The organism is Gimesia panareensis (genome assembly GCF_007748155.1).
GTDB lineage: Bacteria > Planctomycetota > Planctomycetia > Planctomycetales > Planctomycetaceae > Gimesia > Gimesia panareensis.
The window spans coordinates 6,449,152-6,467,468 of record NZ_CP037421.1 but is presented as its reverse complement, the minus strand read 5'-3'; the positions used below and the strand labels follow the sequence as shown (position 1 = coordinate 6,467,468).

The following is an 18,317-nucleotide window of genomic DNA, read 5'->3' as shown; positions in this document are numbered from 1 at the left end:
CAGACAGCGATTCCTTCTCAGCCTGCTGCGACGAAAGTCAGGTTAGGGAAACTTCCGCTTGTCATTGTGGATCGGACTGCCACTGTGATGAATCTAATGGACCAGGCATCCCGCTCACACCGGCTCCAGTTCAGAAAAAGCCCGCGGAACAGCTGACAGCAGTCAGTCAGTCGATTCCTGCTTCGAACCTGATTACACAGCCGCAACCTGCTGAACATCCAGGCTGTGTTTCTATCACACAACCTGCTTCCGCGCGTTGTGCCGCTCTGTGCCGCTTCACGCTATAAACCTGTGCTGACAGGGACATTGCGCACTTCCGGTTGACTTATCCCGGTTCTCTGAACTTCGTGCGCCATTCTTGAAAAGTATTTCCTGTTGTCTCGATTCCAGGTTGTGCTCATCCGTTCTGAATGAACCAGAGCCTGCGCGGGTCGACAGGCAGACTGAATTATTTCCGCCAGACATGCTGGCACACATGATGCCGTTGAGGTTGTGATGAAAGATTTAAACAGCAAAGAGGCTGTCGTGGTGCACCAGAACGCCTTTCAGAAAAAACAGGAACGTCGCCGCTGGTGGATCCGCCTGCTGGTCCAGCCGGCCCTGTTCCTGCTGGCCGGAGCGATCCTGATCGCGGGGCTCGGAGTGGCCCAGCGTATGGGGCTGATTTCCGCAGGCGGCGGTGGCCACAGTCATGGATCCGCCCTCGGGAAAGCCGTGAAATATATCTGTCCGATGATGTGCACACCGCCACAGACCGAACCCGGTCGCTGTCCGGTCTGCGCCATGGAGCTCGTCCCGGCTACCTCAGATTCATCGAAATCTGATTCACGCTCCGTCCGCATCGACCCGGCTGCCCGGCGGATTGCCAACATCCAAACCGCAGCGGTCACCTCCCGTCCCCTGACACAGACCATCCGCGCCGTCGGTGAATTACATTACGATGAAGGAAACCTCAAAACATTGTCGGCTTACATCGACGGGCGGATCGAACATCTCTATGCCGACTTTACCGGCGTCGAGGTGCAGCAGGGAGACCGGCTCGCCTATGTCTATTCGCCACTGCTCTACTCTGCCCAGGTTGAATTGCTCACCGCCCGCAAAACGGTCAGCGGCAGCAAATCGACCACGCTGGCCGCAGTCCGGGAAGCCAATCGCAAGTTATACAGCAGTGCCAGACAGCGATTGCTCGAATACGGCATGACCGAACCACAGATCGGAGAAATTGAGTCGACCGGCAAAGCCAACAGCCGCATGTTTCTCTATGCCCCCATCAGTGGAACCGTGATTGAGAAACAGGCCATCGAAGGCCAGTATGTCAAAGAGGGACAGGTCATCTATCAGCTGGCCGATCTTTCCCAGCTCTGGCTCATGTTGGAACTGTTTCCGGAAGACGCATCCCGCATCCGCTACGGACAGAAAGTCGAAGCCACCGTGCAGTCTTTGCCCGATCAGACATTCACTGGCCGTGTGGCGTTTATCGATCCGCAGGTGGATTCAGAGACGCGAACTGTCAGCGTGCGGATCGTGATGCCGAATCCAGAGGGAATACTCCGCGTAGGCGATTATGCCCGCGCGACCATCGCTATTCCCGCGGGAAACAAGGGGAACTCGGGAGGCATGTATGATCCCGAACTGGCGGACTGCTGGATCTGTCCCCGCCATCCCCACGTCATCTCCCACAACTCCGGAACGTGCCCCCTTTCAGGTCAGCCACTGGTTCCAACCTCCAGGTACGGCTACGTTTCGCAAGCACAGGCAGAGACCGATGCCCTCACCGTTCCCCGGGACGCGGTCCTGATGGCCGGGCAGCACAGCGTGCTCTACGTCGAAACCGAACCGGGGCGTTTTGAAATCCGCAATGTGGTTCTGGGGCCAACCTGCGGCGATCAGATTGTGATTCTCAAAGGAGTGGCACAGGGAGAACAGGTTGCGACCCGGGGCAACTTCCTCATCGATTCACAGATGCAACTGGCCGGGAATCCTTCACTCATCGATCCGAACCGGGCTCAACCTCTGTCCGATCAGGAACAGTCAGACACAATCCTCGCCGCCCTGTCCAGTCTTTCACCCGCAGATCGCAGTCAGGCGGAACATCAGCGCATCTGTCCCGTCACCAAGATGTCCCTGGGATCGATGGGGGCGCCCGCCAAAGTGGATGTGAATGGCGAAACCGTCTTCATCTGTTGCGAAGGCTGTCGCGAAAGTTTGCTGGAACATCCTCAGAAATATCTGAATATCATCAGGACCGCCGAGGCCACCGGGCGTACGGAGGGCTCCGGGGGGGATATGGATCTGCCTCCCCTTGACGTTCCCCAGATCATGCTGCCGGACGACAGCCTGCCACCGCTGGAGATGCCCATCGAAATTGACCCCGAACCGCTTCCGCAGAATCCACCAGCAATTGACTTGCCCCGGACGGCCAAAGGAAAGCAGCAGGAGGCCCGCCAATGATTCGCTCCATTCTCGATTTCTGTATCCGCCAGCGGCTGCTGATGATCCTGCTATCCATCTCACTGATCGGCTGGGGCTGGTATTCAGCGCAAAAAGTTCCCATCGACGCGATTCCCAATGTCGGCGAGAACCAGGTGATTGTCCTCGCAGAATGGTCAGGCCGCTCCCCCAAGGATGTGGAAGACCAGATCACCTATCCGCTTTCGATCGCGCTACAGGCTGTACCGGGTTCCCGGAACGTTCGCGGCAAAAGCATGTTTGGCTTCAGCTTCGTGCAGGTGACCTTCGATGACGACGTCGACTTCTACTGGGCCCGTTCCCGCGTGGTCGAACAGTTAACCACTGTCACAGGCTCGCTTCCCGAAGGTGTCGTCCCCACGCTGGCCCCCGATGCCACTGCACTGGGGCAGATCTATTACTACGTGCTCGAACCACCGGCCGGCATGGATCTGGCGGAACTGCGCTCCCGGCAGGACTTTTTCATCAAATATGCACTGCAGTCTGTAGATGGTGTCGCCGAAGTCGCTTCAATTGGCGGCTACGTCAAGCAGTATCAGGTCGAGGTCGATCCCGACGAACTGCGTTATCACAACATTCCGCTCAGTCAGGTGATCGATTCCGTGAAGGCATCGAATATCGATGTCGGTGCCAAGACGGTCGAGACCAGCGGCATGGAATTCATTGTCCGTGGTAAAGGTTTTATTGGCGCGGACAAAACCGAACAGGAAACCATCGAGCAGATCAGGAACACCGTCATTACGACCAGCAAAGGGGTGCCGGTCCGCATCAGCGATGTAGCCCAGGTCCAGACCGGCCCCGCCTTCCGACGCGGTGCCCTCGATCTGAATGGAAAGGAAGCGGTCGGGGGTGTCGTCGTGATGCGTTACGGCGAGAATCCCCGCAAAGTGATCGAACGGGTTCAGGCGAAAATCGCTTCGCTGGAGTCCGAACTGGGCGGCATCAAAATCCAGGGCATCTATGACCGGAGTCTGCTCATCGACGAGACCGTCTCCACCCTCACCGAAGCCCTGCTGCAGGAAACCATCATTACGATCGCGGTGATGGTGTTGTTCCTCCTGCATGTCCGCGCCAGCATCATTATCGCCATCACGCTCCCCATGGCCGTCCTGATGTCGTTCATTGCCATGAAAACGTTGGGCGTCGATGCCAACATCATGTCCCTGGCTGGCATCGCCATCGCGATAGGCACCATGGTTGACATGGGCATCATCATTCTGGAGAACATTTACGGCAGTCTGGCGGAATGGGAAGCCAACGGTTCCCCGGGCGGCCCACAACAGCGTCTGACTGTCATTCGCGATTCAGCCGCTGAAGTGATACCAGCTGTCATCACCGCCGTCAGTACTACGATCATCAGCTTTCTGCCGGTCTTCTTCCTGACGGGCCGTGACCACAGGCTGTTCACACCACTCGCCTGGACCAAATCGTTTGCCCTGATCTCCAGTCTGATTGTGGCTGTCGTCATTCTGCCTCTGCTCTGTCGCATTTTCCTGCGGAGTGCACGCATTCCCCGCTGGGGGCAATTTGCCAGCGGAATGGGAGTCGCCTGCCTGACCGCCGCCCTCTGCCGGTTTGTCTGGGGAGATTACATCGCTGACGGATCAACGTTGACCCTCTATGCAGCTACACTCTTTGCTGCGGTTGCCGGTTTTCTGCTGGGCTGGTGGGTGACCGGCGAGAAGATCCGGTCCATGGAAGAGAACCCCGCCAGCCGTTTCGTTCGTTTCCTCTATGCCGGACGTTTGAAACTGGCCTTACAGCACAAACTGCTGATGCTCTCCCTCCCCGCCGTCATCATGGTGCTGGGCGCAGGTGCCTGGATTGGTTTACCCACAGTTTTGAGACCCGTGGAAAAAGTGGTCTCACTACTCGGGGCGGATCTGAACCAGGTTCCCGGCTATGTCGACGCCAAACACGTCTTCACCGGGTTGAAATCCGACGACTGGATTGCCTTGGATGAAGGCAGTTGGTTCTACATGCCCAGTCTCTACCCGGCTGCCAGCTTTTCCCAGGCGATGGAAATTCTGCAGGCCCAGGACACCCTGATCAAGGGGATTCCGGAAGTGGAGCATGTACTGGGAAAAATTGGTCGCGTGGAATCCGCTCTCGACCCTGCCCCTGCGGCAATGGTCGAAACCTATGTCATGCTCAAACCCCGCGATACCTGGCGGGAAGGGATGACGGCCCGCAAGATCTGGGATGAAATCAATAGCGTAGCCACGCTGCCGGGAGTCACTCCCGCTTCGCCTCTTCAGCCGATCGAAGGACGCGTGGTCATGTTGCAGAGCGGCATCAAGGCCTCGATGGCGATCCGCGTTTATGGCGACGATCTGGAAGGCCTGTCCCAAGCCTCGCTGGCGGTTGCAGAACGACTCAAGCAGAACCGCTATGTGAATGCGGGGACCGTGAATCCCGATATCGTCATGGGCAAGCCCTACTATGAGTTCGAGGTCGATCGGGAAGAGGCCGCCCGTTACGGCATGACTACGATGATGGTCAATCAGATCGTCTCTGCCGGACTCGGCGGGCTCGACGTGACGACAACCGTGGAAGGACGCGAACGCTACCCGATTCAGGTGCGCTTTGAACGCAGCGTCCGTAAGGATCTGAAAGACCTGCGACAAGTCTCCGTCGTCACGCACGGCGGTGATATTGTACCCCTGGAGCGACTGGCAGAGGTGACGACCACCTGGGGACCGGGGGCGATCAATAGTGAAGATGCCCGCCTCGTGGCCCATGTCGCGTTCTCACCGTCAGGCATCTCCGGCGATCTGGAAACCGTGGAACAGGTGATGACCGACCTGCGGACCGCCCGGGAAACCGGGGCGCTGACCTTTCCCCAGGGCAACTTCGAACTGCAGGCAGTGGGCTCGTTTCAGAATCAGATCGAAGCCAACCGGCGGCTGATGTGGATCATTCCCGCTGTGCTGCTGGTCAATCTGCTGATTATCTATCTCAGCTTTCAGGACTTCGCCATTTCAGCGATTGTCTTCTCCGGGATTCCGGTCGCTTTTGCGGGAGGGATGATCGCGGTTGCCTGGATGGGCGTGGATATGAACACCGCAGTCTGGGTCGGGTTTATCGCGCTGTTCGGGATCGCCGTCGATGATGGCGTGGTGATGGCCACTTACATCCAGCAGACGCTGAAGCGCCAGCCGGTCAATAATATCACCGAGTTACGTGAGGCGATCTACATCGCCGGGCTGAAACGGATTCGCCCCTGTGTAATGACAACCCTGACCACGATCTTCGCCCTGTTGCCGGTCCTGTTATCCCACGGACGCGGAGCCGATGTGGCCCGGGCGATGGCCCTGCCCGTTCTGGGCGGCATGCTGGTCGAACCGTTTACCACCTTCATTGTCCCCGCCATCTATTGTGCTTATCTGGAATTCAGAATGCAGGCGGGGCTGTCTAGTCAGGCTCTGAATCAGGAACTACCTCAAGCTGGATCACAGAATAAATCATTCGATCCAGTCTTAAGCGGTCCCGCGTCCTGAGCGGGATCAAAACGACTTTTTTAAGAAGGAGAAAATTATGAAATCGTTCAAAATGCTGCTGGCATTCTCGCTGGTTGCTATTACCGGATTTGGTGCCCAACAGATAGTGGAAGCACAGCAACCGCAGGCAGAAGAGAGCCAGCGCGATCAGTTACGCATCGCCGCGCAGCAGATCTGTCCCGTCACAGGGCAGAAACTCGGTGCTCATGGCAAACCGATCAAAGTCAAGGTCGGCAAAGAGTCGGTTTATCTCTGCTGCAAAGGCTGCTTGAAAAGCAAAGTGAGTCCGCAGCACTGGGCAACCATTCATGCCAATTACGCGAAAGCACAGGGCAAGTGCCCGGTCATGAAAAAGCAGCTGCCGCAAAAACCGAAATGGACCATCGTCGATGGCCGGATTGTCTATGTCTGCTGCCCTCCCTGTACCAAAAAGATCGCCGCTGACCCTGAGACTTATCTCAGTAAAGTGGATTCACTGTATTCGGCGAACTTACGAAAGTAACAGTGACCATTCTTTAATTTGAAGGATTCTGTTCTCCGACCGTTCAGGATGGATACAGAAAACCCGGGCGATTCCTCATCAAATCGGAATCACTCGGGCTTTTTCTGGATCGGGCTCGGAGACGAAAAACGCGGATCAATGTTCGGCGATCACCCGCGTGTCGTGGCAATGATTTTCCTGATCGCCATCCAATTCAAATTCCAGAGTCGTGTGCTGGATCTCAAATTCAGCAAGCAGCAGTTCCTTGATCTGGTGCTTGATGACTTCCATCTTCCCGGCATCTTCTTTCCGGATCACCACGTGTGCCTCCAATGCCCGGTGTTCTTCATCCAGCTCCCACAGGTGCAGATGGTGTATTTCAATGACATCTCCGGTCGCTTCAATTCGCTCAATCAACGCGGAAACATCAATATCCGCCGGCGTCCCTTCCATCAGCATCCGCATCGCCTGGGGCAGCATTTTATAGACCTCCCACAGAATATAACCGGATATCAGTAGCGTAATCAGCGGATCGACCCACACCCAGCCAAACCACAGAATGGCACCCGCTCCGATCAACACCGCAATGCTGCCCAGGGCATCGACAATGTTGTGAAAAAAGGCAGCCCGCACATTCAGTGAGCCCTTGCTCATGGACCACAACAACAGTGCCGAACCCACGTCGACCACCAGCGCCAGAATCGCGGTATACGCCATGACCGATCCGATGACATGTTCCGGCTCAAAAAAACGGGTGATGCCCTCGTAAATCAGGTACAGACCGACGATCGCCAGCAGCGTCAGATTGATCAGCGCACCAATCATTTCGGCCCGTCGATAACCGAACGTAAAACGTTCGTTGGCTTCCTTCTGGGAAATCCGCCGGGCAATGTAGGCAATCAGCAGTGCATTCGCGTCATTAAAGTTATGTGCCGCATCCGAAAGCAGCGCCACGCTGCCGGAATAAATTCCCGCTACCACCTGCCCGACCGTCAACAGCTGATTCAGGACAATGGCCCAGATCAGCCGCGATGTACTCACACCCTGCAGAGAATCGCTGTGCGTCAGCCCGTGTGAATGACCGGCGTGACTTTCACCCGTATGTTCGTGTTCTGTTGTTTGTGACATGAATCCTTCAGATCGTTTCCGTTTCACTAGTGCTTCCTTCAGAATCAGTCCTACGTCCGACTGTCTCATAGAGACTCGTTGCACTATAACAGATCTGTGATTCAGTTGAGGATCAGATGCCGCATTCGTTGAGAATTTCTGCAGATCGCCGTTAAGGCAGCGTCGCCGCGATGATGACACCCGCCCCGATAGCATCGCCTCCCGACTCCGCACAGATTTCCAGCAGCGTTTCCCAGAGATAGACGGCATAGCTGCAGTCGAACCAGAGCCGATACGTGGGTGTCTCTCCCAGGAAATCAGGCAGCACCACGCAACTCACTCCGGCGACCCGGGTCAGAATCAGTCTTCCGGGGGATGCCTCCGCGAAGTTCACACCACAGGTCTGCGACAGTACCCCGAGGGCCAGATTCCCTGTCAGCAGAAACGACGCATCCTGCCGCTCGACTCGTAATAGACGGTTGCTCTCTGGTCGAAGGCGTCGGTTCAACTCGGGAACCACCTCATTCGAGAGGCTACTCTCCAGCAGAAATTCGTTCTTGCCGAGACAGCCAATCCAGCCTCCATCCGACAGACGACGCGTCTCATACGTCGAATCCGGCACATCGACTCCCTGTGCACGCAGCCAGTCTCCCGCTTCAACGCCCTTCAGTCCCAGCTTGGACAGACCACTGAAATCGCAGAGTCCCAGCCGCTGCATCTGACTTTCCTCGGCTGCCTCATCCTGAAATCGCAACACGAGCGGCAGCTCCGTCTGCGGCATCCATTCCGGCCGTCGGTCCGCCAGCAGTTGTTGAATCGGCGATTGTCGATTGATCGTTTCCGTCATCAGATAGTTCCGTTATGCAAGATCCTGGCGTTGGTTTTCGGGATCGTAAAAGGGAGTCGTCGACACTTGCGCGTGAATCAACTGACCGGGAGCAATGCGAATCGACACCCGGGTTTCCGGCGCGGCCAGGTCGGGACGCACAAACGCCAGTGCCAGCGGTTTGCCCAGCGTCGAATGTTTCGCCATGCTGGTAATCCGCCCCACGATCTCACCGTCCTGGATGATCAGCTGGCACTCTTCGGGTAATGCTGTGTTACCATGATCGGAAAAGACCAGGCCAACCAGCTGGCGCGTCAGCGGTTTGCGGGCCGCAATCTCCAGACTCCGACCACCCACAAAAAACGGTTTTTGCTTACCGATCGCCCAGCCCGCGTTGGCCTCGAATGGATTCGTGAGCGCATCCGTGTCCTGCCCGACAATCAGGTGCCCCTTTTCCAGTCGCAACAGTCGTTGGGCTTCCACACCAAACGGTTGAATTTCATATTCCTGCCCCGCCTGCATCAGTGCTGTCCACACCTGCAGCCCCTGGCTGGCGGGGACGTGAATTTCATAGCCCAACTCACCCACAAAACCGACCCGCATCAATCGCGCCGGAACTCCCACCACGGTCCCCTCGCGGAGACCCAGATACGGAAAGGCTTCCGGCGACAGATCCACGTCGGTCAGCTTCTGCAGGACTGACCTGCTTTCCGGCCCCGCAATGTTCAGCGCCGCATACTGTCCAGTCGCATTCACCAGTGTGACATTCAGGTTCCAGATCAGCGCCCAGCGCTGCAGCTCCCGATAGAAGGCCGCCACGCCACTGCTGGTCGCGGTGACATAAAACCGCTCCGCCTCCAGCCGCGCAATCACGCCATCTTCGATGATCACCCCCGATTCGTCGCACGCCAGTCCGTAACGCAACCGCCCCGGTTCCTGTTTCTGAAAGCGACCCGTATAAATCCGCTCCAGGAATTCCGCGGCATCAGGACCACAGACCTCCAGTTTCCCCAGCGTACTCACGTCGATCATCCCCACCTGCATTCGCACCTGGGTCGCTTCAGCAAAAATACAGGCTTCCCGGTTCTTCCCGCCCACCTGGTAATACTCGGGACGCAGCCACGCCCCGGAGTGCATCATGACTGCCTGTGACCGTTCATGCCAGTCGTTCAGGGGCGTCCGTCGCTGAGGGTGAAACCGGCGGCCCGCCAGATGTTTCAAGGGGACCGGCTGATAAAAAGGCCGGGCCGTCGTCGTTCCCGTTTCGTTGATCGAAGATTCATTCAGCTTTGCCAGAATCCGCACCGCGTTCATGTTCGACAGCTTTCCCTGGCTGGGTCCCATGCCCACGGTCGTGTAGCGTTTCATCAGTTCAATATTGTCGAAGCCTTCCTGGTGTGCGTTTTTGAAATCCGCCAGATGCAGGTCTTCGTCGAGATCAACAAAGTTCTTCTTGCCGGGATGCGACACAATCGGCCAGGGATGACTGGGAGGGGAACCGGCGTGTTTCTGGGCCGCGGGCAGCGCACCGTCTGCATGTCCCAGTCCTGCTGCCGCTTCCAGACCGGCCCGCGTGCCGTCAGCCAACTGCTCAATCCAGTCATAAACGCCATTCAGACGCCCCGCTGCATACAGCCCCGCGGGAGCGTCCGCTTTTGGGATCAACTGCTCGACATCCTCGGCATAGATGAATCGGCCCCCAGCCTGGTAATAGGCACTCGCATTCGGAGACCAGCCCACACTCACAATGATGCCGTCACATTCGATCCGCACGGTTGACGCTGTCTGAGGTTGGTTTTCCTGGTCCAGCTGTGCCACCACCGCAGCCTGCACACCACATTTGTCTGCGGTCGGCTCCGCTTCATAGATCGTATGCTGGTAATGAATGGGAATCCCCAATGCCTTCACTGCATCTCCTTCGTTGCCCGTCGCCTCCTCTGCTCTCAGGTCAACGACCGCTGCCACTTCGACACCCGCCTGCTGCAGATCTGTGGCGACACGATACCCATGGCTGTTCCCCGCCAGTACAACGGCCCGCTTACAAGGCTGGACTGCGTAGAGTTGGATCAACCGCTGGGCCGCCGAACCCAGCATCACGCCCGGCAGATCATTGTTCTGAAAGACGGCCGGCTGTTCGAAGCAGCCCGCCGCAACCAGCAGCGATTTCGCACGCACTTTGGTCAGCCGTTCTGAGTCGACCAGTGCAATCCAGTAATCGCCATAACAGCCCGCGACCTGTGTCTGGAGGCGTACTTCAATGTTCTCCATTTCCGCCACCCGCTGGAGCAGTTCCGCCCGTTTCTGCAGGACCGCGGCATCACCGGTCCATTGCCAGTTGAAACTTCCCCCGGCATGCGGCTGTTCGTCGACCAGCATGACTTTCAATCCCTGCTCGGCGGCAGCAATCGCACCTGCCAGGCCCGCCGGTCCGGCACCGACCACCAGCAGATCACAAAACGCGTAGTCCTTCGGGCTGGGCGCACTGCGGTGCCGGGGATCGATTTTCCCCAGCCCAGCCGCTTTCCGCATCTGATTCTCATAAAACGGGAACAGCCACCGTGGCGTATGAAATGCCTTGTAATAAAATCCGATCGGAAAGAACCGGCTCAACCGATCCATGATCTTCAAGCGATCCCGCTTCACACCACCCACCGTGTTGACCGCCGTATAACGCGCACCGGGGCGAATCGCCAGCGTATCTCCCCGCTGATTAAATGTCGTTCCGTCGGTCACCATCACGTTGATGTCGTGATTCATCAGACTGTAAACACCCCGCGGACGGTGGTATTTGAAACTCCGCCCCAGCAGCTGCACACCATTGGCCCACAATGCACTCGAGAGCACATCGCCCGCGAATCCCTGGTACCGCGTCCCTTCAAACCAGAATTCGACCGGCGTCTGGCGATCGATCCATTCCCCTTCCCGGGGCGGCAGACGTCTACTCATTGGCGGGCCCTTCTCCATACAAATAGGTCCGCACAAACTGATCAGTCCGGTTGTCCCGCTCGGCAATAAACCACACCCCGCTGGGCACGTGGTACCACCATTCCCGCTTCACCGCCGGCTCACCACTGCGATGAAACACATAGTCGGCCCATTCCGCATCCGCCGCCCTGGCCGGATCGGGCATCGTACGCACCTCTCCCCCGAAGTGAAACTCCTGCAGGGGCCGCGGACCATTTACGGGACAGTCGATGATTTTCACAGGCTAATGTCCGACCGAAGCCGCTCCTTTCTCGCCTACCAGATCGAATTGTTCAAAACGCGACAGGTTAAACGCCCGGATCAGTTCGTGATCCTCATCGCGAGCCAGGGTTGACGCCATCGTCATGCCGCTGACCGGCGTCGCTTTGAACCCCCACGTCCCCCAGCCGGAATCGATATAAAATCCCTTGATTGGCGTCGTCCCCATGATAGGAGAAAAATCGGGCGTCATGTCGCACAGCCCCGCCCACTGCCGGAGTACCTTGGCTTCTCCCAGGCAGGGGAATAACTCCAGCATATGTCCCCCCAGTCCCTCGGCAAAGTCGAGCGTCGATCGCATCGAGATCAACTCATAAGGATCCAGCGACGCCCCCGCCACCAGTTCGCCCCGCGAAGACTGACTTACGTAAACGTGCAGACTGGCCGAAACCACAATCGCATTCAGCCAGGGCTTCACCGGTTCGGTGACCAGGGCCTGCAGCGGATGAATCACCAGCGGCGTCCTCAGCCCAACCATCCGGGTAATGTGCGTCGTCCAGCCGGCCACTGCCGAGAGCACTTTCTTTGTTTTGATGAAACCTTTGTCAGTGTGCACGCCCGCGATGGCACCGTCGCGAATCTCAATGTCGGTAACTGCAGTCTTCTGGTGAATCTCCACCCCCCGCTGACTCGCCCCCCGGGCATAACCCCAGGCGACCGCATCGTGGCGGGCAATGGCACCGGGGGGATGATACAGCGCACCATGAATCGGTGGCTGATGCCCGCCACAACTCAGATCGATTTCGGGAATCTGTTCCTTGATGAATTCCGGGCCGACCAGGCGACTGCTGATGCCCAGGTGCTGGTTGACTTCTGCCCGCCACCGCTGGGTCCGCAGCGAAGCAGGAGAGTGTGCCAGCGTGAAATGCCCCCGCTCGGAATAGAACAGGTTCAGGTTCAGATCGCGGGACAGGTCCTGAAACAGGTCGACACTGGTCTGATAGAAGCGGGCGCCTTCCGGAGTCAGATAATTTGAACGGATAATGGACGTGTTCCGCCCGGTTCCCCCTCCGCCGATGTAACCCTGCTCCAGTACTGCAACATTCGTGATGCCATGCTCTTTAGCCAGGTAATAGGCGGCTGCCAGCCCGTGTCCCCCACCCCCGATGATCACCACATCGTATTCCGGCTTGAGCGTCTCCGGCGTGTTGAACATCCGCGGCTCAGGGTACTCTTTGCTGAAAGCAAACTTCAATAATCGGTGCGGCATAGTTGGGGGCTGCGTCTGAAGGAAGGAAACTCAATCACCATGAAAGAGGCAACACGGCACGGTCAGAAAAAAGTCAGATACTCTTCAATTTCCCACTGGGTCACCTGCCGGTCATAGGTTTCCCACTCCCGGGTTTTCAGTTCGATAAACTCATCGGCAATCACGCCCAGGGCCCCTTGAACGACTGAGTCCTTTTTCAGCTCTCCAATCGCCTCCCACAGCGACTGCGGCAGAATCTTCGTACCCTGTTCCTGAATTTCGGCAGGCGTTTTCTCATACAGATTCCCCAGGTTCGGCTCGCCGGGATCGATCTGGTTTTCAATCCCATCCAGGCCCGCTGCCAGGTAAGCCGCCAGCGCCAGATACGGATTGCATCCCGCCGAAACCGTACGGTCTTCAAAATGCCCAGGCCCTGCGGTCCGAATCATCTGCGTGCGGTTGTTGTCACCATACGAAATATACGCGGGCGTCCACGTGTATCCGCTCCGGCTGGAATAGAGACCCTGGCCGAGCTGCAGCCGTTTATAGCAGTTCACGGTGGGACTCGTGACGGCACACAGCGCCGGAGCATGCTTGAGCACACCCCCGATAAAGTGATACGCCACTTCCGAACAACCCAGTTTGCGTTTGTCAGCAGGATCGATGAAAACGCAGTCCCCCGTGATCGCATCCGCGAGGTGAAAGTGGACATGCAGCCCGCTCCCCGTCCGGTCGGCAAACGGTTTGGGCATGTGCGTGGCGATGGCACCATATTTTTTCGCAATCTGCGACGTTGCCATTTTGAAAAAGGTGATCCGGTCCGCAGTGGTCAGTGCATCCTGGTAATCGAAGTTAATCTCGTACTGACCATTCCCGTCTTCATGGTCGGTCTGATACACGCCCCAGCCCAGATCATTCAACGCCGTGGTCAGCTCCTGCAGATAATCCATCGCGGGAGCCATCGAGCGGAAGTCGTAACAGGGCTTGGCCAGCGAATCCACGCCGTCCGGATCCCAGGGGGACAGGCTCCCGTCCGCGTTCTTCTTGACCAGGAAATGTTCCGGCTCCATTCCTACATTGAACACATACCCTTTCTGTTTCGCCTCGGCGAGGACCCGTTTCAGGTTGGTCCGCGGGCAATAAGGATACGATTCCCCATCCACAAACAGGTCCGCGGCAAAGCGGGCCGTGTTCTCTTTCCAGGGGAGCGGCGTGTAGGTGTCGAGATCGATCCGGGCCAGCATGTCGTGTGAATTCGGTCCCTGCCCCACACCCCAGACCGCAGCGCCCGCGAAACCGGCTCCCGAATCGATCATATCGTCGAAACCGGTATACGGCACCATTTTCACCTTGGCGGAGCCGTGAATGTCGACAAACTGAGCGAGCAGAAATTCGATCCCGGCGGTATTCATCAGACTCCGGATGGTTTCACGATCACTCATGGTGGTTCCTCATTGTCAGTAACTGCACTTGCGGTCCGCCTGGGGTTCGTTTAAACGGAACCGGATCCCGGAATCCAGCTGGTTCCAGCCAGGGGGACTTTGGCCATCGCTGCTGCTTCGACAGTCAGTGCGGCCAGATCTTCTTTCTCCAGATGATGTACGTTCGACTTGCCGCAGGCCCGTGCCAGAGTGGTCAGCTCCATGTTCAAGACCTGCAGATAATTTTTCAGACGCTTTGCCCCGATCTCCGGAATCAGCCGGGGTTCCAGTGCGGGATCCTGCGTGGTAATGCCTACCGGACACTGCCCCGTATGACAGTGATGACAATACCCGGGCGCCGTCCCCAGTTTGGCATAGTCCGCGGTGACGTCGACCTCTTCTCCGTCCGCCTGCTGATACGCATGATGGTTACAACCCAGCGCGATGAGTACACCCTGCCCGATCGAAACCGCATCCGCACCCAGGGCGAGCGCCTTGGCGACGTCGGCTCCCGTGCGAATGCCCCCCGAAATAATCAGCTGCACTTCACCCAGCACGTTCATATCGCTGAGCGCTTCTACCGCCAGGGGCAACGCGGCCAGGGTCGGAATGCCCGTATGTTCGATGAAGACCTGCTGCGTCGCGGCAGTCCCTCCCTGCATCCCGTCAATCACCACGACATCCGCGCCCGCTTTGACCGCCAGCTTAACGTCCTCCCGCACGCGCGTCGCGCCCATCTTGACGTACACGGGAATCTTCCAGTCGGTGATCTCCCGCAGTTCTTCGATTTTGATTTTCAGATCATCGGGACCCGTCCAGTCCGGATGCCGACAGGCCGACCGCTGGTCAATCCCTTCGGGCAGCGTCCGCATCTGTGCCACGCGGGGCGAAACTTTCTGCCCCAGCAGCATTCCGCCGCCCCCGGGTTTCGCGCCCTGGCCAAGCACCATCTCAATCGCATCCGCTTTCCGCAGGTCGTGGGGATTAAACCCGTAACGAGAAGGCAGACACTGATAGACCAGCGTCTTGGACGATTCCCGCTCTTCCGGCGTCATTCCGCCGTCGCCCGTTGTCGTGGATGTTCCCATCTGCGTCGCCGCCTGACCCAGGGCTTCCTTCACATTCGCAGAGAGCGAGCCAAAGCTCATCCCGGCAATCGTGATCGGAATCTCCAGCTCGATCGGCTGTTTCGCATACCGCGTGCCCAGCACCGTTTTCGATTCGCATTTCTCACGGTAGCCTTCCAGCGGATACCGCGAGGCGGACGCGGAGAGGAAAATCAGATCGTCGAAGCTGGGCACACGTCGTTTCGCACCCATGCCGCGGATCTCGTACAGCCCGTACTCAGCGGCCTGCCGGATGTAAGAGAGGGAATGCTCGTTGAAACTGGCACTCTCTTCGCGTTGAATCGACTTGTCCGAACTCACACTTGCTCTCCGCTGCTGATTTCGTTGCAGTACGTGGTTTAATATTCCTGATGGGCGTCCGCATTCCAGTGATACAGACTGCGGGCTGAACTGACCCGTTTAAATTCGCGGGCGTCATAATTCATCTCCGCCCGGGACAGCAGATCCGTCACCTTTTCAAAATCGTCTGCCTGCATCTCTTCTTCCTGGGCATCGGCGCCAAAACTGTGAATGGAACCACGGACGTAGATCGTCGCTTCATACAGCGAATCGCCCAGGTTCGGACCGGCGTCGCCACAGACCACCAGCGTCCCCGCCTGTGCCATGAAGGCAGAGAAGTGACCCACACTCCCCCCGACCACAATCTCGGTCCCTTTGAGCGAAATGCCGCAGCGGGAAGAGGCGTCCCCTTCAATTACTAAAAGGCCGCCATGTCCCGAAGCACCCGCACATTCGGACGCATGTCCTTTCACGCGGACCACGCCCGACATCATGTTTTCCGCCACACTCCAGCCAACGTTTCCGTGAATGGTCACCCGGGCCTGCTGATTCATCCCCGCGATGAAATATCCCGCGTGCCCCAGGATATCGACATTCACCTTCGTATCCAGGCCGGCAGCAATGCTGTGCAGACCGTCGGGGTTCAGGATCTCCACCCCCGCGGGGCGTTCTTCCAGCAGTTCCCCGTGCAGGTACTCGTTGACCTGGCGGACACTCAAGTCGGTTAAATCAAGCTGTTTCAGACTGACCATGAATAAATCTGTTCCGGAGCCGGCTCATACACGTGAGCATGTTTGATATCGGGCAGGTGTGCCAGGGAACGAAATTCCGAACTGACGGCGACATAATCGTCCGTCTCCGCCACCACCGCGGGCTTGCAGGCAAAGGCATCCCGCACGAGCACCATCTTGTCAGCGGTTGCCATCAGGAAGGTGTAAAAGCCGTCCAGTTCCGCCTGGGCGACTTCGATGGCGGTCTCCAGCGTATCCCCTTCCCGCATCCGCCATTCCAGAAAACGACAGCCGGCTTCTGTATCGTTATCCGTTTCAAAAGCAATTCCCAGGCTCTCGAGCTTCCGCCGCACACTGTAAGGGTTCGACAGCGAGCCGTTATGCACCAGGCAGAAATCCTCGCCGGCCGTAAAGGGATGTGCGTGAGCCGGGGAGACCGCCGATTCGGTCGCCATCCGCGTATGCCCCACGGCGTGCGTGCCCACCATTTCGCTGAAGTGGAACCGCCGGGCAATCTCTTCGGGATGCCCTTCGTCTTTATAGATTTCAATTGCGTGCCCCGCCGAAAGCAGATGCACTTCAGGACAGGTCCGGCCCAGCCAGGCTTTGAACGGCCCCGCTTCCAGATCGGTCAACAGGGCGGCATGGTTCTCCACGGCTTCCACGGTCGCGGTACAGTTGTTGTCCGCCTGATATTGAGTATTGAGTGCCTGCCAGTCAAACGCCCGGTCGCCGGCATACAGGGCAAAACGTCGGGAGGCAGCGGGGAGTGGACTGCGAAACAGAGCCAGGCCTGCGGAGTCGGGTCCGCGGGTCGCCATGCATTCCAGCATGGGAGTGACGAGTTGTCCCAGGCGTGCGCGATCTGCTTCACTCCTGGCCAAAAAACCGACGATGCCACACACGGATAGCAGCTCCGTTAAGACCACATTTCATGCGAGCGAAGCACAAAATGCCTGATAGTAACCAGTCAGATTTTTACACCCCGAAGATACCAAACCCGCCCCCCGGAACCAACTGAACCAGTCGAGTTTTGTGATAATTTTGGTGGGAGGTGGATTGGATGGGAAATGGACTTGTTCTGGTATGCCTAAAGAGTTCAACTATACAGTAGCTAGAGTATGGCAACACTTCCCGGACTAAATTTAATATGGCACGCAACTGGACTCGAGACGAACTGATTCTGGCAATGAGCCTGTATTGCCGCTTGCCGTTTGGGAAGTATGACAAAGGAAATGCAGAGGTCATTCAACTTTCTGAATGTATTAATCGCACACCTTCGAGTGTTGCTATGAAACTTAGCAATTTGGCATCTCTTGACCCATTTCATCAGGAACGGGGTGTCAGAGGACTTGCAAACGCCTCTAAATCAGATCGAGCCATCTGGCAAGAATTCCACGCTGATTGGGAAGCTCTGGCAGATGAGAGTGTGCGTCTCGAATCGGAATATGAGCTTCTACCGAACCTCGAAATTATCGAGGAACCACTACAATTTGAGGGCGCAACGGAATCAACCCGTGTTACGAAAGTAAGACGCGCCCAACGTTTTTTCCGTTCGACAGTTTTAGCCTCTTACGAAGAACGATGTTGTATCACTAAAATACAAAATAAAGAACTACTCATTGCGAGTCATATTATTCCCTGGAGCGAGGATGCCACGAAGCGGGCAGATCCCCACAATGGTCTCTGTCTGAATGCGCTCCACGATAAAGCTTTCGATCGCGGACTCATTACATTGGATGAAGAGTACCGCCTGGTCCACTCTCAACAGTTACGCGATGCCTACACGGTCGAAGCCATGAACCGGTTCTTCAGACCGTATGAGGGAGAGCCGATCCATTTTCCCTGGCGATTCCTTCCGGACAGGGAGTGCTTGGAAAGACACCGCAATCAAATCTTTGTTGCATAAGCCTGCCTTCTGCATCATGATAAGGTGTGTTGCAC

13 protein-coding genes are annotated in these 18,317 nt (G+C 57.3%); 4 read left to right on the top strand and 9 right to left on the bottom strand.

Annotated elements, in window-relative coordinates:
- The first annotated feature begins 495 nt into the window (after positions 1-495).
- Genes Enr10x_RS24210 through Enr10x_RS24200 form a run of 3 tightly spaced genes read left to right on the top strand, consistent with a single transcriptional unit; the run spans position 496 to position 6,471 of the window.
- Complete coding sequence (locus tag Enr10x_RS24210; RefSeq protein WP_145451634.1) at positions 496-2,451, top strand: efflux RND transporter periplasmic adaptor subunit; 1,956 nt, start codon at positions 496-498, stop codon at positions 2,449-2,451.
- Entirely contained in the window at positions 2,448-5,969 is a 3,522-nt protein-coding gene (locus Enr10x_RS24205; RefSeq protein WP_145451633.1) for an efflux RND transporter permease subunit, read from the top strand. The genes Enr10x_RS24210 and Enr10x_RS24205 overlap by 4 nt, the downstream gene beginning before the upstream one ends.
- A 37-nt stretch (positions 5,970-6,006) precedes the next feature.
- Positions 6,007-6,471 carry a hypothetical protein gene (locus Enr10x_RS24200; RefSeq protein ID WP_145451632.1) on the top strand — a complete coding sequence of 155 codons (465 nt, stop codon included), beginning with the start codon at positions 6,007-6,009 and terminating at the stop codon, positions 6,469-6,471.
- 135 nt (positions 6,472-6,606) lie between these two features.
- Here Enr10x_RS24200 and Enr10x_RS24195 read toward each other — a convergent pair whose 3' ends face one another.
- The 9 genes from Enr10x_RS24195 to Enr10x_RS24155 form a co-directional block, all read right to left on the bottom strand.
- Positions 6,607-7,578: a cation diffusion facilitator family transporter gene (locus Enr10x_RS24195; RefSeq protein WP_145451631.1), complete on the bottom strand. Its 972-nt coding sequence runs from the start codon at positions 7,576-7,578 to the stop codon at positions 6,607-6,609.
- Between the two features lie 151 nt (positions 7,579-7,729).
- Positions 7,730-8,404 (bottom strand): aminomethyltransferase family protein, encoded by a 675-nt coding sequence (locus tag Enr10x_RS24190; protein WP_145451630.1) that lies wholly within the window; start codon positions 8,402-8,404, stop codon positions 7,730-7,732.
- Positions 8,405-8,416: 12 nt separating this feature from the next.
- Entirely contained in the window at positions 8,417-11,329 is a 2,913-nt protein-coding gene (locus Enr10x_RS24185) for a glycine cleavage T C-terminal barrel domain-containing protein (protein WP_145451629.1), read from the bottom strand.
- Positions 11,322-11,588, bottom strand: coding sequence for a sarcosine oxidase subunit delta (locus tag Enr10x_RS24180; RefSeq protein ID WP_145451628.1), 267 nt, complete (start codon positions 11,586-11,588; stop codon positions 11,322-11,324). Before Enr10x_RS24180 ends, Enr10x_RS24185 begins: the two co-directional genes overlap by 8 nt.
- Positions 11,589-11,591: 3 nt before the next feature.
- Positions 11,592-12,836, bottom strand: coding sequence for an FAD-dependent oxidoreductase (locus tag Enr10x_RS24175; RefSeq protein ID WP_145451627.1), 1,245 nt, complete (start codon positions 12,834-12,836; stop codon positions 11,592-11,594).
- Between the two features lie 62 nt (positions 12,837-12,898).
- A complete protein-coding gene (gene glnT, locus Enr10x_RS24170) occupies positions 12,899-14,257 on the bottom strand; it encodes a type III glutamate--ammonia ligase (RefSeq protein WP_145451626.1) in 1,359 nt (452 codons plus the stop codon).
- Between the two features lie 50 nt (positions 14,258-14,307).
- Complete coding sequence (locus Enr10x_RS24165) at positions 14,308-15,663, bottom strand: FMN-binding glutamate synthase family protein (protein ID WP_145451625.1); 1,356 nt, start codon at positions 15,661-15,663, stop codon at positions 14,308-14,310.
- A gap of 38 nt (positions 15,664-15,701) precedes the next feature.
- Positions 15,702-16,394, bottom strand: a complete 693-nt coding sequence (locus tag Enr10x_RS24160) for a GltB/FmdC/FwdC-like GXGXG domain-containing protein (RefSeq protein WP_145451624.1) — start codon at positions 16,392-16,394, stop codon at positions 15,702-15,704.
- Positions 16,382-17,278, bottom strand: a complete 897-nt coding sequence (locus tag Enr10x_RS24155; protein WP_145451623.1) for a class II glutamine amidotransferase domain-containing protein — start codon at positions 17,276-17,278, stop codon at positions 16,382-16,384. Before Enr10x_RS24155 ends, Enr10x_RS24160 begins: the two co-directional genes overlap by 13 nt.
- Positions 17,279-17,523: 245 nt before the next feature.
- Here Enr10x_RS24155 and Enr10x_RS24150 point away from each other — a divergent pair, with 245 nt between their 5' ends.
- The gene (locus Enr10x_RS24150) at positions 17,524-18,282 is read left to right on the top strand and encodes an HNH endonuclease (protein ID WP_145451622.1); all 759 of its coding nucleotides are present in this window, start codon (positions 17,524-17,526) and stop codon (positions 18,280-18,282) included.
- The last annotated feature ends 35 nt before the right edge of the window (positions 18,283-18,317 follow it).

Bases quoted from the DNA above. Each gene is read 5' to 3' on its own strand.
- Enr10x_RS24210 (WP_145451634.1), top strand. From the start codon at position 496: ATGAAAGATTTAAACAGCAAAGAGGCTGTCGTGGTGCACCAGAACGCC.
- Enr10x_RS24205 (WP_145451633.1), top strand. From the start codon at position 2,448: ATGATTCGCTCCATTCTCGATTTCTGTATCCGCCAGCGGCTGCTGATG.
- Enr10x_RS24200 (WP_145451632.1), top strand. From the start codon at position 6,007: ATGAAATCGTTCAAAATGCTGCTGGCATTCTCGCTGGTTGCTATTACC.
- Enr10x_RS24195 (WP_145451631.1), bottom strand. From the start codon at position 7,578: ATGTCACAAACAACAGAACACGAACATACGGGTGAAAGTCACGCCGGT.
- Enr10x_RS24190 (WP_145451630.1), bottom strand. From the start codon at position 8,404: ATGACGGAAACGATCAATCGACAATCGCCGATTCAACAACTGCTGGCG.
- Enr10x_RS24185 (WP_145451629.1), bottom strand. From the start codon at position 11,329: ATGAGTAGACGTCTGCCGCCCCGGGAAGGGGAATGGATCGATCGCCAG.
- Enr10x_RS24175 (WP_145451627.1), bottom strand. From the start codon at position 12,836: ATGCCGCACCGATTATTGAAGTTTGCTTTCAGCAAAGAGTACCCTGAG.
- glnT (WP_145451626.1), bottom strand. From the start codon at position 14,257: ATGAGTGATCGTGAAACCATCCGGAGTCTGATGAATACCGCCGGGATC.
- Enr10x_RS24160 (WP_145451624.1), bottom strand. From the start codon at position 16,394: ATGGTCAGTCTGAAACAGCTTGATTTAACCGACTTGAGTGTCCGCCAG.
- Enr10x_RS24150 (WP_145451622.1), top strand. From the start codon at position 17,524: ATGGCACGCAACTGGACTCGAGACGAACTGATTCTGGCAATGAGCCTG.